We start from the raw sequence: 12,952 nt of genomic DNA, 5'->3' as shown, positions 1-12,952 counted from the left end.
TCAGTCCTCGTTCAGGGTCGGGTCGGTCGCGGGCAGCGGCGGCTTCTTCAGGAAGCGGCGCAGGAAGATCGGGGCGATGAAGCCCATGATCGCGGCGATCCACAGCCCCAATGCGATGGGCGAGGAGAAGAGATAGGTCCAATCCCCGTCCGACAGCACCATGGCGCGGCGCAGGTTGTCCTCCATCGAGTTGCCCAGCAGGATGCCCAGGATCACCGGCACGGTCGGGATGTCCAGCTTGCGCATGACATAACCCAGCACCCCGAAACCGACCATCATCAGCATGTCGAAGCTGGACCCGGTCAACGAGTAGATGCCCACGAAGGCGATCATCGTCACACCCGGCAGCAGCACCCATGCGGGGACCGACAGGATCTTCACGAAGACCTTGACCATCGGCACGTTCATCAGCAGCAGCACGACGTTGGCGACCAGCAGCGACGCGATCAGCGACCAGACGACCTCGGGACGTTCCGTGAACAGCAGCGGGCCGGGGGTGATGTTCAGCGTCAGCAGCAGCGCCAGCAGCACGGCGGTCGTGCCCGAGCCCGGAACGCCAAGCGTCAGCATCGGGACCAGCGCACCGCCGGCGGCCGCGTTGTTGCCGGCCTCGGGGGCGGCGACGCCGCGCGGGTTGCCGCGACCGAAGCTGTCCTTGTCCGAGGCTGCGGACTTCTCGCCCATATAGGCCAGGAACGACCCGAGCGAGGCGCCCGCACCGGGCAGCACGCCCGCGATGAAGCCGATGCCCGACCCGCGCAGCATCGCGCCCGAGGTCTGGCGCAGCATCTTCCACGGCACCAGGATCTTGCCCAGCTTGACGCCGATGGCGCTGTCGCGACCATGGCTCTCGATGAAGTGGAAGATCTCGGCCACGGCGAAAAGGCCGACGATCGCCACGAGAAAGTCCACGCCGTCCATCAGGTGCAGTTCACCGAAGGTGAAGCGCGGCATGCCGGTGGTCTTGTCCAGCCCGATCATCGCGATGGCAAGGCCGATCGCGGCGGCCAGCGCGGCCTTGGCCTGGTTCGACGACCCGATGCCGCCAAGCGTGCAGAAGGCCAGCATGTACAGCGCGAAATACTCGGCCGGGCCGAACTGGTAGGCCACGCGCGCCAGGTAGGGGGCGAAGACCATCAGGCCGACGGTCGCAAGGAAGGCGCCCACGAAGGATGCGACGCCCGAAACGACCAGCGCCTCGCCGGCCATGCCCTGCCGGGCCATCGGGTATCCGTCCAGCGTCGTCATCATCGCGGGCTCGTCCCCCGGGATGTTCAGCAGGATCGAACTGATGCGCCCGCCATACATCGCCCCGTAATAGACCGATGTCAGCAGCACCAGCGCCGAGATCGCATCCAGCCCGAGCGAGAACGAGATCGGGATCAGCAGCGCCACGCCGTTCGACGGGCCAAGGCCCGGAAGCGCGCCGATGATCGTGCCCACGAAGCAGCCGACGATCGCCAGCACCAGCGTGTAGGGAGAGAGCGCGATGGACAGACCCATCGCAAGATTGGAAAGAATGTCCATCGGATCAGAACCCCATGCCCGAGGGAAGGCCGCGCAGGCCCAGGCCCAGAATGACGCGGAACAGGACGAACAGGCCCACCGACAGCCCGATCCCCGCGATCGCGGCGCGCACGGGGCGGCCTCCGATCTGCCAGGACAGGACGCCCGCCGCGATGGCGGTCGGGATCAGGAACCCGAGCGGCGAGATCGCCTTGGCATAGCCCGCAAGCACCGCCAGCGCGATGGCCAGCTGACCCAGCATCGGCCCGGTCGGCCATTCCTGGTCCGGATCGGGGCGCAGGATCATCACGACCGAGGTCAGGATCACCACGCCCGCCACCATGTAGGGGAAGGCGCGCGGACCGACCGGGTCCGACATGAAGCTGGTCTGGATGCCGCTGGCGCTGAGGATGTACCCCAACGCCAGGACGATCATGCAGACGCCGAAGATGCGGTCGCCTCGGATCATTTCAGCAGCCCGATCTCTCGCGAGAGTTCCTGGATCTCGGCGATGTTCTCGTCGACAAAGCTCTGGAACTCGGCTCCGGTGACCAGGTACGGCTCCAGCCCGTTCTCGGCCATGACGGTCTGCCACTGTTCGGACTGGCCGACGGCGGTCAGGTGATCGACCCAACGCTGGTAATCCTCGTCGCTGATGTCCTTGGGGACATAGATCCCGCGCCAGTTCATCGCCACGGTATCGACGCCCTGTTCCTTCGCGGTCGGCACGTCGTCGAAGCCCGCGACGCGTTCCTCGGACAGGACCGCGATCGGACGCACGTCGCCCGAACGGATGAAGCCCGTGATCTCGGACATGTCGCCGGTCATGGCCTGCGCGAAGCCGCCCACGGTCTGCGTGATCGCGTCCGCGCCGCCGTCCATGCCGATATACTTGATCTTGCGCATGTCCTCGACACCCGCATCGCCCAGCAGCATCAGCACCTTGAGGTGGTCGAAGCCGCCCACGGCCGACCCGCCCGCGAAGGCCACGCTGCCCGGATCGGCCTTCACGGCCTCGACCAGGTCGTTCAGGTTCTGGATCGGGCTGTCCTTGGCCACCACGATGACGCCGGGATCGCCGCCGATCGAGCCGACCCAACGCACCTGGTCCGCCGTCGCGCCCGCGAAGGCGTCCTGCGCAAGGCGCGTCGTCGTGGCCGAGGATGCGGCGACGAACAGTTCGGGGTCGTCGCTGCGCTTCGAGACGACCTGCGCATAGGCGACGCCGCCGCCCGCACCGGCAAGGTTCGTGACCTGCACCATGTTCGGAACCAGTTCCAGTTCGGTCATGATGCGGCCGATCTGGCGGCAGGTGAAGTCCCAGCCGCCGCCCGGGTTGGCGGGCGCGATGCATTCGGCGGCCGATGCCGGCAGCGCAACCGAGGTCAGAAGGGCCAGGGCGGCCCCGCGAACGATGATTTTCATGCTTGTCCTCCCAGACGTGCCTGAGGGTTGGTCCCGGCAGGCTTGCGGGATTCATGTTTTGGTGGAAAGCTGACACGAACCTGTCACGGATGCCGAAAGTTTGGGCGAATGCGATTTCTTCTGGTCGAGGACAGCCGCGAGCTTGCGGATGCGGTCGCCTCTCGTCTGGCGATGGAGGGGCATGCCGTCGATCACGCGGCCACGCTTGGCGACGCTCGGGAATTTCTGGATTCCGCGCCTTACGATCTGATCCTGCTGGATATTTCACTGCCAGATGGCGACGGTCGCGACTTTCTTGCACGAGAGAGATCGGCGCGGCGCGACACGGCGGTGATCATGATGACGGCCTCGGCCTCGGTCGGCGACCGGGTGCTGACACTGGATCAGGGTGCCGACGATTACATCACCAAGCCCTTCGACTTTGCCGAGTTGCAGGCCCGTTGCCGCGCCGTCCTGCGCCGTCGCGACGGCGCGGCCGACAGCCGCCGCCATTTCGCGGGCTTCACCTTCGACGCGCTGGCCGCCAGCATCGCCATCGGCCCCGAGATCCGGGAACTGCGCGCCCGCGAGCTGCGCCTGCTGGAGATCCTGCTGTCGCGGCCCGGGCAGGCATTCTCGAAGTCGCACCTGATCGACCGGCTGTTTTCGTTCGACGAGGAGGTCAGCGACAACGCGATCGAGGTCTATGTCGGACGCCTGCGCCGCAAGCTGGAAGGGTCGGGCGCGCGGTTGGAGACGCTGCGCGGCGTTGGCTATCGGCTGTTTCCCGAATGATCCGAACGGGCGGCGGGGTCTCGCTGCGGCGCAGGCTGGTCTGGCAGTTCATCCTGCTGTCGGCGGTGCTGGTGGCGGGGCTGGCCTTCACCGTGGGCTGGGTGGCGGATCGCGCGTCGCGGGCGTCGCAGGACGCGGTTCTGGGGGCGGCGGTCACGGCGGTCGCGGACGGCATCCGCAGCGTCGATGACGGGCTGGAGCTGGAGCTGCCCTACGGCACCTTCTCGATGCTGGGGGCGATGGGCGAGGAACGCATCTTCTATGCCGTGCGCGTCGATGGCGATCCGGCGACCGGGTATGACGACCTTCCCATGCCGCCCATGCCCCCCGACGGGCTGGTGCCCGTCTTCTGGTCCACCGATTTCCGCGATGCGCGGCTGCGGCTTGCCTCGGTCAGCCGCAGCCTGCTGATCGAGGATCGTGCGCGGCAGGTGGTGGTGACACTGGGCCAGACGCGCCACGGGCAGGCCGCGATCGCCCGCGATACGGCCCGCAGCGCGGCATGGGCGGCGGCGGCGTTCATGGCGCTGGCGCTGCCGGTCGCGCTGCTGGCGGCGGGCGCGGTGCTGGGGCCGATCCGGCGGCTGGCGCAGGTCGTGGCCGCGCGCGGTCCGCGCGATCTTCGCCCCGTGCGCCACCAGACCCCGCGCGAGTTGCAGCCGCTGCTGCGCTCGATCAACGGTCTGATCGCGCGCCTGCGCGCCGCGCTGGAAATGACCGAGACCTTCATCTTCGAGGCCGCGCACCGCATCCGCACCCCTTTGTCGCTGGTCCGCACCGAGGCCGAGCTGGCCCTGTCGGAGACCGACGACCCCGCCACCGCCGCAAGGCTGCGCCGCATCGTGCGCGCGGTTGGCGAGAGCAGCCGTTCGGCGAACCAGATCCTGGATCATGCGATGGTGCTCTATCGCAGCGACCAGTTCGCGGCGGGGCCGCTGGACATCGCCGCCATCGTCCAGGAGGTCGTGCGCGCGACCGCCCCCATCGCCGAGATGCGCGAGATCGAGGTGACGACCGAAGGGCTGGCGCTGCCCGTCCAGATGCATGGCGACGCCCGCATGTTCGAGATCGCGCTGCGCAACCTGATGGACAACGCGTTGAAATACACCCCGTCCGAGGGGCATGTGCATGTCGCCATCCGCCCCTTGCGCGCGGAGCTTCGGATCGAGGTGCTGGATGACGGGCGCGGGATCGAGGGGGACCCGGCTGCGCTGGTCGCCCGCTTCCGGCGCGGGGGGAATGTCGGGGATACCGGCGGATCGGGGCTGGGGCTGACCATCGTGTCCGAGGTCGCTGCCGCACATGGCGGGCGGCTGATCCTCGCGCCGCGCGAAACGGGGGGGACATGCGCCGCATTATCATTTCCCTGGGCCTGACGGCCTGGTTGTCCGCAGGTCCGGCCCATGCATTCGAGATCGAGGCCGAACAGGATTTCGGCCTGTCGCCGGGCGCTCCGATCGAGGTGCTGTCGAATGCCGATATCGAGGCGATGGCCGCCGTGCTGACCGATTTCGCCGCCCGTCATCCGACGCGGCGCGTGCATTACGTCCAGGCGTCCTCGGCCGAGATCCAGCGCGCGATCCGCGACGAGGGGGCGCGGTTCGACCTGGTGATCTCGTCCGCGATGGACCTGCAGATGAAGCTGGCGAATGACGGCTTCGCGGCCTCGGTCGAACTGGATGTGCCGGGCCTGCCGGACTGGGCACGCTGGCGCGATCAGCTGTGGGGCATGGCGCTGGAACCGGTCGTGACGCTGGCCTCGCGCAGGGGGTTCGGGGATCTGCCATTGCCGCGCAGCAGGCGGGAACTGATCGCGACCCTGCGCGAAAATCCGGACCGTTTCGCGGGGCGCATCGCATCCTACGACCCCGAGGTGTCGGGCGTGGGTTACTTCCTCGTGTCGCAGGACGATCAGGGCTCGGACGGGTTCTGGCGCCTGGCCGAGGTGATGGGCCGCCTGGATGCGCGGCTGTTCTGCTGTTCCGGAGACATGATCGAGGAACTGCGCGCGGGGCGCGTGGCGCTGGCCTATAACGTCGTCGCAAGCTATGCCGCGCGGTTTCGGCCCGACGACCCCGACCTGGTGCAGCTGGAACTGGACGATTACGTGCTGGCGATCCTGCGGTCGGCCTTCGTCCCCGTGGCCGCCCCCGACCCCGAAGGAGGAGAGCTGCTGCTGGCGCATCTGCTGTCGCCCTGGTCGCAGGGCATCATCGCCGACAGCGCAGGCGTCGCGCTGATCCCCGGGACGGGGCCCGCGCCGGGGCCGTCGCTGCGCCCGATCCGGCTGGATGCGGGGCTGCTGGTCTATGACGACCGGCTGCGGCGGGCCTCGCTTCTGTCGGAATGGCGGGCGGCGCTGATACAGGATATGCCTGCGGGCGAAACCCCGACGACCCCCGAGGCACCATGAGCCAGCATCCCTTTGCCCGACATGCCGCGACCCGCCACCCCGGCGCCAGCCCGATCCTGCGGTCGCTGCCCGAGGAGACGCCGATCGCCATGGTCTATCACGGATCGACCCATGCGGTGATGATGGCCAGCCCGCAGGACATCGAGGATTTCGCGACCGGCTTCACCCTGACCGAGGGCGTGATCGAGGATGCGTCCCAGATCGAGGATCTGCGCATCGTCGCCCATGAGGCGGGCATCGAGGCGCAGATGTGGCTGGCGGGCGACCGCGGAGAGCGGTTGGCCGCCCGCCGTCGCAGCATGGCAGGTCCTGTCGGCTGCGGGCTGTGCGGGATCGAGAGCCTGTCCGCCGCCATCCGCGATCTGCCGCAGGTCGGCGGCGTCGGCATCCCCGAACCCGAGATCGCCGCCGCGACCGATGCCCTGCGCGCGATGCAGCCCCTGCACGACGAGACGCGTGCCGTCCACGCTGCGGGCTTTCTGCTGCCGGGGCAGGGGATCGTTCTGGCCCGCGAGGATGTGGGCCGCCACAACGCGCTGGACAAGCTGATCGGCGCGATGGCGCGACAGGGGATGGATGCGTCAAAGGGGGCGATCGTGCTGACCAGCCGTGTCTCGGTCGAGATGGTGCAGAAGACCGCGATGGCGGGTGCGGGGGTGCTGGTCGCCGTGTCCGCGCCCACCGCCCATGCGCTGCGGCTGGCCGAAGGGGCGGGCCTGACCCTTGCCGCGCTGGCCCGTGGCGGCGGGTTCGAGCTGTTCTGCCATCCGGGGCGCATCGTGACCGCATGAAACCCTGCGCCGCGTCGCGGTGTTGGTCCGCTGCCGATTTGCGCGACACGGGGACAGGTGATCATGGACAAGGCGGAATTGCGGTTCGATCTGGGCACGGCCCGGGTCTGCGCGGTGATGAATTCGGGCTCGGGGCGGCGCAGGCACCACGAGACCGCCGCCCTGCTGAACAAGCGCCTTGCCCCGCATTGCGGCCGGTTCGAGATGCGCGTGGCCGAACATGGCCGCGATCTGCCGCAGCTTGCGCGCGATGTGGCGTCCGAAGGGTTCGACCTGGTGATCGCGGTGGGCGGCGACGGCACGCAATCGGCGGTGGCGGGCGCGCTTGCGGGGACGGGGATCCCGATGGGTGTCCTGCCGGGCGGGACCTTCAACTATTTCGCGCGTGACCTTGGCGTGGGCGAGACGATCGAGGAGGGGATCGACACCATCCTCGACGCGCGCCAGTCGCTGACCGATCTGGGCGAGGTGAACGGTCTGATCTTCCTCAACAACATCAGCCTCGGGGCCTATCCGCAGATCCTGAAGACCCGCGAGGGGATCTATCGCCGCTGGGGGCGGTCGCGGCTGGCGGCCTATTGGTCGGTCGCGGTGGCGCTGCGGCGGCTGCGCAATCCGATGCGCCTGACGGCGCGCGTGGATGGAGAGGAGCAGCACTTCACCAGCGCGTTGGTCTTCGTGGCCCGCAGTGCCTATCAGCTGGAAACCTTCGGGCTGGAGGGCGCGGACGCGATCCGTGACGGCCGCATGGTGGTGCTGGTCGCCAAGGCCAGCCGCGCGATGCCCCTGTTCCGGTCCGCGCTGCGCCTTGCCTTCGGTCACAGCGCGCGGGACGAGGATTTCGACATGATCGTCACCGACCGGATGGAGATAGAGACCCCCGCCAAGGCGCAGCTGGTGGCCCATGACGGCGAGAAGACGCGGCTTGCCAGCCCGTTTCGCATGTCGGTCCGGCGCGACGCGCTGCGCGTCCTGCTGCCGGCGGACGGACGGGACAAGACGCGCGCATGACCCGGATCGTTCACCTGTCGGACCTTCACTTCGGCTTCCACCGGCAGGAACTGGTCGAGCCGCTTCTGGTGCTGATCGCCAAGGCGCGTGCGGATATCGTGGTCGTGACGGGCGATCTGACGCATCGCGCGCTGGTCCCGCAGATGGAGGAGGCGCGGCGTTTCCTGGACCGGATCGAGGCCCGCACTCTGATCGTGCCGGGCAATCACGACATTCCGCTGCTGAACCCCCTGGCGCGTCTGCTTGCGCCGTTCCGGGGGTTCCGGCAGCATTTCGGCGCGAACCTGTCGCCGGTGGCGCAGGCGGGCGATGCGCGGGTGCTGGGCGTGAACAGCGCCGATCCCTTTGCCTGGCAGCGCGGCCTGTTCCGCGAGGGAGAGATCGGCCGCCTTGTCGGCAGCGCCGATCCCCATGCCGTGAACATCGTCGCGCTGCATCATCCGCTGGAACAGCTTCCCTCGGTCGAGAAGCGGACCGCACGCCGCGCCCCCGAGGCCGCGCGTCGGTTGCAGGATGCGGGCGTGCGGATCGCGCTGTCGGGGCATCTGCACATCTTCGCGCTGGATGAGCTGCTGGCGACGGGGCGGCATCCGGGCCTGTTGCAGTTGCAGGGCGGCACGGCGCTGTGCGCGCGCCCAAGCGACGCCCAGAACGAGATCGCGGTCCTGGACGTGGAACGCGACGCGGTCCGGTTGGAACGCCATGTCGCGCCGATGGACCGCGACAGCTTCGGTCCGCCCGAAATCCGCGAATATGCCCTGCGCGGCGGGCGCTGGGCACGCGTTTAGGCGTTGAGTTTTCCCGCGATCGGCGTTATGTGGACGCCAGTCACACGGGCGACATGGTCAGAACAGACCGCTTGCACATGGGTCGGGCGTATTCGCCGGACCCTTTGTCGTTGCCACGGGGGGCGCTACAGACCGGCGGAGCCAACCGTCAGGCCAGTCAAACGGACGTAAAGGAAACTGTAAACGCATGTGCGCTAAAGCGACCATGGAGGAATTCGAGGCCCTCCTGAATGAAAGCCTCGAAATCGACACTCCGGACGAAGGTTCGGTTGTCAAGGGCCGTGTCATCGCCATCGAGGCGGGCCAGGCCATCATCGACGTCGGCTACAAGATGGAAGGCCGCGTCGATCTGAAAGAATTCGCAAATCCCGGCGAAGAAGCCAACCTGAGCGTCGGCGACGAAGTCGAGGTCTATCTGGACCGCGTCGAGAACGCCCGTGGCGAAGCTTCGATCAGCCGCGAGAAGGCACGCCGCGAGGAAGCCTGGGACCGTCTGGAAAAGGCATATGCCGACGAGCAGCGCGTCGAAGGCGCGATCTTCGGCCGCGTCAAGGGTGGCTTCACCGTCGATCTGGGTGGCGCTGTCGCGTTCCTGCCCGGTTCGCAGGTTGACGTCCGTCCCGTGCGCGACGCCGGCCCGCTGATGGGTCTGAAGCAGCCGTTCCAGATCCTGAAGATGGACCGCCGCCGGGGCAACATCGTCGTCTCGCGCCGTGCGATCCTGGAAGAGAGCCGCGCCGAGCAGCGCGCCGAGGTCATCGCCAACCTGTCGGAAGGCCAGACCGTCAAGGGCGTTGTCAAGAACATCACCGAATACGGCGCCTTCGTCGATCTGGGCGGTGTTGACGGCCTGCTGCACGTCACCGACATGGCGTGGCGCCGCGTGAACCACCCGTCCGAGATCCTGTCGATCGGCGAGACGGTCGAGGTTCAGGTCATCAAGATCAACAAGGAAAGCCACCGCATCAGCCTGGGCATGAAGCAGCTCCAGGCCGATCCGTGGGATACCGTCGCATCGAAGTTCCCGATCGGTTCGGTCCACCAGGGCCGCGTCACGAACATCACCGACTACGGTGCGTTCGTCGAGCTGGAAGCCGGTGTCGAAGGCCTGGTCCACGTCTCGGAGATGAGCTGGACCAAGAAGAACGTCCACCCGGGCAAGATCGTCTCGACCTCGCAGGAAGTCGACGTCATGGTCCTGGAGATCGACGAAGCCAAGCGCCGCGTCTCGCTGGGTCTGAAGCAGACCATGCGCAACCCGTGGGAAGTCTTCTCGGAGACCCATCCGTCGGGCACCGTCATCGAAGGGGAAGTCAAGAACATCACCGAGTTCGGTCTGTTCGTCGGCCTCGAAGGCGATATCGACGGCATGGTTCACCTGTCGGACATCAGCTGGGACACCCGCGGCGAAGACGCGATCCAGGACTTCCGCAAGGGCGACGTCGTCAAGGCAGTCGTTCAGGATGTCGACGTCGAGAAGGAGCGCATCTCGCTCTCGATCAAGTCGCTGGAAAACGAAGGCATGGCCGAAGCCGTTGACGGCGTGAAGCGTGGCACCATCGTGACCGTCGAAGTCACCGCCATCGAAGACGGCGGCGTCGAGGTGGAATACAACGGCGTCAAGTCGTTCATCCGCCGTTCGGATCTGGCACGCGACCGTCAGGACCAGCGCCCCGAGCGCTTCCAGGTCGGCGACAAGGTCGATGCGCGCGTCACCAACATCGACACCAAGACCCGTCGTCTGGGCCTGTCGATCAAGGCACGCGAGATCGCCGAGGAAAAGGACGCCATCGAACAGTACGGCAGCTCGGATTCGGGCGCTTCGCTGGGCGACATCCTGGGCGCCGCGCTGAACCGCGGCAACTGATCCCTTCGGGTTCAGCACCTGCACATTGCCCGCCCCGCATCACGCGGGGCGGGCTTTTTCTTGCCGAATCGAAGGGTTGTGCGTCAAGCGCCTTGCGCGGTGGGGGTAAAGCTGGCAACGCTGTGAACCACCGATTTGCATCGCGCGTTGATTGCCACGTGGTCCATTGGAGGGAAGCATGATCCGGTCCGAACTGATCCAGATGATCGCAGACGAGAACCCGCATCTGTTCCGCCGAGACGTCGAGCGGATCGTCAACACGGTCTTCGAGGAGATCATCGACGCCATGTCGCGCGGCGACCGGGTCGAGCTGCGCGGCTTCGGCGCGTTCTCGGTCAAGAAGCGGGATGCCCGCCTGGGGCGCAATCCGCGCACCGGCGAATCCGTCGATGTCGACGAGAAGCACGTTCCCTTCTTCAAGACCGGCAAGCTGCTGCGGGATCGGTTGAACGACGAGGCGTGATCGTCGTAGAACGTTTCCGGGCCGATCCGGCCCCAAGGCTGTGAAGGGAAGGGCCATATGCGTTTCATCCGACTGATCTTTGTCGCCGCGCTGGCGCTGGTGCTTGTGGCCGTCGCCCTGGCGAACCGGCAGGCCGTGGTTCTCAAGGCCTTTCCGGCCGATATGGGTCGTTTTCTTGGCGGGACGTGGTCGCTGGAACTGCCGCTGTTCCTGATCATCTTCGTCGCGTTCGCGCTTGGGATGCTGGCGGGCCTGGTCTGGGAGTGGCTGCGCGAGGCGCATTTCCGCCGTGCGGCCAAGCGCGGCAATGCACAGGTCAACCGCCTGGAATCCGAGATGGACCACCTGCGCGAGCGTCACAAGGCGCCCAAGGACGACGTGGTCGCCATCCTCGATGCGCCCTCGGCGCCGAAATCGCGCGCCAGCCTGCCTGCACGCTGATCCCATGGCCGATGTGAAGATCTGCGGGCTGCGCGACATGGCGCAGCTTGCTGCCGCGATCGAGGCGGGCGCGCGTTACGTGGGCTTCGTCTTCTTTCCGAAATCCCCGAGAGCGGTAACGCCCGACGAGGCTGCGCAGCTGGTCACCGAGGTTCCGGTGGGCGTGGCCCGCGTGGGGCTGTTCGTGAACCCCGACGATGCGCTGCTGACCGAGGTGCTGGACAAGGCCCCCCTGGACATCATCCAGCTGCATGGCAAGGAGAGCCCCGAACGGGTGTCCGAAGTGCGCGCCCTGACGGGGCTGCCGGTCATGAAGGCCATCGGCGTTTCCGGTCCCGACGATCTGGGCCAATTGACCGAATACGGGCTGGTGGCCGACATGCTGCTGGTCGATGCGAAGGCCCCGAGGGATGCCGTGCTGCCGGGTGGCAACGGTCTGGCCTTCGACTGGCGCCTGCTCGTGGGGCGGCGCTGGCTGCGCCCTTGGATGCTTGCGGGCGGCCTGACGCCGGACAACGTTGCCGAGGCCGTGCGCCTGACCGGTGCGCCGGTCGTCGATGTCAGCTCGGGCGTGGAATCTGCGCCGGGGGTGAAGGATCCCGACCGGATTCGTGCCTTCATCGACGCTGCGCGGGGCTGAAGCGTCCCGCGTTGCGCGATCCGTGCAACGGGTGTTGCGCGGTCAAGTCGTTGAAATAGCTTAATATGTTCGCCTGTTGCGCACAACCAATGCGATAGTAATTGACTTTGCGAACGACCTTGGGTAGAAGGTTTGCATGCTGGGAGAAGTGGGCAAGCGGCCAAGGGGGTGACACCTCGGGCCGCTTTTTCGTTTCTCTGCTCGTGCGGACAGGACACGAGGCGGGGCAGTTTCAGATGAATGACATGGAATGGGGCGGGTCGGCCTCACGCCGCGAGCACATTCCAGCGGCCGGAAGGAAAAGCTCGGACGGATATCCAAAGCCGGTAGTCGATACCTGCGCAGGCTACTCTACCTCGGCACCATGGCCCAGATCAGCGCGCGGCGAGGGTGTCGAGAGGGTTTGTCAGGACAGACATCTGATTGGCTCGACCGAATGCTTGTCCGCAAGCCGGTGAAAGTGGTCGCCGTAGCGCTAGCCAACCGCATGGCCCGAACAATCTGGGCGCTGATTGCCCGTGGCGGCAGTTACCGAGCCACCCCAGCCTGAAATGTAAGAGACAAGCCGCGCCGGTATCGGACCGGCAAGGCTTTGAGATGGTGAGGAGCGAGTCGTGAGGTGATGGCAAAGCGACGGTAACACAGCGGAATTGGACACCCAGTTCGGACCGGAGCGCCTCCGAGCGCGCGCCATTGATAGGGACCCGACCGCCGGCTGACTTCATCAGGGCGCGCAGCTGTAAACTCGCTGCATCTTAGGCTCCAGACTCGTTAATTTTCAAAGCCAGAAGATGACAGTTGCGGCGAGAGCGACGGCGGACAGAAAGACCCTC

At 66.9% G+C, this 12,952-nt stretch carries 13 protein-coding genes and 1 pseudogene; 11 read left to right on the top strand and 3 right to left on the bottom strand.

Annotated features, from left to right (window positions below):
• From QMZ16_RS00070 to QMZ16_RS00060, 3 genes are read right to left on the bottom strand one after another with little or no spacing between them, the layout of a single operon-like run.
• On the bottom strand, window positions 1-1,527 hold the full coding sequence (locus tag QMZ16_RS00070; RefSeq protein WP_282601629.1) for a tripartite tricarboxylate transporter permease: 1,527 nt from the start codon (window positions 1,525-1,527) through the stop codon (window positions 1-3).
• 4 nt (window positions 1,528-1,531) lie between these two features.
• A complete protein-coding gene (locus QMZ16_RS00065) occupies window positions 1,532-1,975 on the bottom strand; it encodes a tripartite tricarboxylate transporter TctB family protein (RefSeq protein ID WP_282601628.1) in 444 nt (147 codons plus the stop codon).
• Window positions 1,972-2,931, bottom strand: a complete 960-nt coding sequence (locus QMZ16_RS00060) for a tripartite tricarboxylate transporter substrate-binding protein (RefSeq protein ID WP_282601627.1) — start codon at window positions 2,929-2,931, stop codon at window positions 1,972-1,974. The genes QMZ16_RS00065 and QMZ16_RS00060 overlap by 4 nt, the downstream gene beginning before the upstream one ends.
• A gap of 108 nt (window positions 2,932-3,039) precedes the next feature.
• Between QMZ16_RS00060 and QMZ16_RS00055 the strand changes: the two genes are divergently transcribed.
• The 11 genes and pseudogenes from QMZ16_RS00055 to QMZ16_RS00005 all read left to right on the top strand — a co-directional run.
• Entirely contained in the window at window positions 3,040-3,705 is a 666-nt protein-coding gene (locus tag QMZ16_RS00055; RefSeq protein ID WP_282601626.1) for a response regulator transcription factor, read from the top strand.
• Window positions 3,702-5,081 carry a sensor histidine kinase gene (locus tag QMZ16_RS00050; RefSeq protein ID WP_282601625.1) on the top strand — a complete coding sequence of 460 codons (1,380 nt, stop codon included), beginning with the start codon at window positions 3,702-3,704 and terminating at the stop codon, window positions 5,079-5,081. The genes QMZ16_RS00055 and QMZ16_RS00050 overlap by 4 nt, the downstream gene beginning before the upstream one ends.
• Entirely contained in the window at window positions 5,051-6,118 is a 1,068-nt protein-coding gene (locus tag QMZ16_RS00045) for a substrate-binding domain-containing protein (RefSeq protein ID WP_282601624.1), read from the top strand. Before QMZ16_RS00050 ends, QMZ16_RS00045 begins: the two co-directional genes overlap by 31 nt.
• Window positions 6,115-6,909: a formate dehydrogenase accessory sulfurtransferase FdhD gene (gene fdhD, locus QMZ16_RS00040; protein ID WP_282601623.1), complete on the top strand. Its 795-nt coding sequence runs from the start codon at window positions 6,115-6,117 to the stop codon at window positions 6,907-6,909. The genes QMZ16_RS00045 and fdhD overlap by 4 nt, the downstream gene beginning before the upstream one ends.
• 63 nt (window positions 6,910-6,972) lie before the next feature.
• Entirely contained in the window at window positions 6,973-7,920 is a 948-nt protein-coding gene (locus QMZ16_RS00035) for a diacylglycerol kinase family protein (RefSeq protein ID WP_282601622.1), read from the top strand.
• Window positions 7,917-8,708 (top strand): metallophosphoesterase, encoded by a 792-nt coding sequence (locus QMZ16_RS00030; RefSeq protein ID WP_282601621.1) that lies wholly within the window; start codon window positions 7,917-7,919, stop codon window positions 8,706-8,708. The genes QMZ16_RS00035 and QMZ16_RS00030 overlap by 4 nt, the downstream gene beginning before the upstream one ends.
• A gap of 187 nt (window positions 8,709-8,895) precedes the next feature.
• Entirely contained in the window at window positions 8,896-10,575 is a 1,680-nt protein-coding gene (rpsA, locus tag QMZ16_RS00025) for a 30S ribosomal protein S1 (protein ID WP_022707352.1), read from the top strand.
• A 178-nt stretch (window positions 10,576-10,753) separates the two neighbouring features.
• Window positions 10,754-11,038 carry an integration host factor subunit beta gene (ihfB, locus tag QMZ16_RS00020; RefSeq protein WP_022707351.1) on the top strand — a complete coding sequence of 95 codons (285 nt, stop codon included), beginning with the start codon at window positions 10,754-10,756 and terminating at the stop codon, window positions 11,036-11,038.
• A 57-nt stretch (window positions 11,039-11,095) separates the two neighbouring features.
• A complete protein-coding gene (locus QMZ16_RS00015) occupies window positions 11,096-11,479 on the top strand; it encodes a LapA family protein (RefSeq protein ID WP_282601620.1) in 384 nt (127 codons plus the stop codon).
• Window positions 11,480-11,483: 4 nt separating this feature from the next.
• On the top strand, window positions 11,484-12,119 hold the full coding sequence (locus QMZ16_RS00010; protein WP_282601619.1) for a phosphoribosylanthranilate isomerase: 636 nt from the start codon (window positions 11,484-11,486) through the stop codon (window positions 12,117-12,119).
• Window positions 12,120-12,378: 259 nt separating this feature from the next.
• Window positions 12,379-12,669: pseudogene (locus QMZ16_RS00005) on the top strand (transposase); the annotation flags it as partial.
• Window positions 12,670-12,952 lie beyond the last annotated feature (283 nt).

Source organism: Paracoccus sp. PARArs4, from assembly GCF_947311865.1.
Lineage (GTDB): Bacteria > Pseudomonadota > Alphaproteobacteria > Rhodobacterales > Rhodobacteraceae > Paracoccus > Paracoccus zeaxanthinifaciens.
The sequence above is the reverse complement of the archived record's forward strand: the minus strand, read 5'-3'. Positions and strand labels throughout refer to the sequence as shown.